Genomic DNA, 329 nt, shown 5'->3' on the forward strand with positions numbered 1-329 from the left:
GTGCTACCGTCCCGCCATGCCCCGCTGGCCCGAAGTGCTCCTCACGCTCGTCCTGTTCGCTATCGCCATGGCGGTGGTGTCGTGGATCGTGAACGCGACCGTGCCGGGGATCGTGGACTGGGCGTGGGACCGCTTCGGCGGCCTCGCATCCTGGGCGGTCTTCCTGGCGCTGATGGCTGGTTGCGGCCTCTACGCGTGGCGGGGTCACCGTACGGCAGGCAGGAACCCGAACGGCACGTAGGCCTTCGCCCGGTCGGCCTGCGAGACCGTGGCGGCCGTCGTCCCGATCTGCGCCGCGCGCCTGACGCCGCTCGCCATCCGCTCCGCTG

The 329-nt window shown here is 71.7% G+C and carries 1 protein-coding gene; it reads left to right on the forward strand.

Annotated elements, in window-relative coordinates; all coding sequences use genetic code 11:
* Positions 1–241 (forward strand): hypothetical protein (locus ACLBXO_RS31870; RefSeq protein WP_447687934.1); only part of this gene is annotated, 241 nt, incomplete at its 5' end.
* Positions 242–329 lie beyond the last annotated feature (88 nt).

The organism is Methylobacterium sp. C33D (assembly GCF_053345825.1).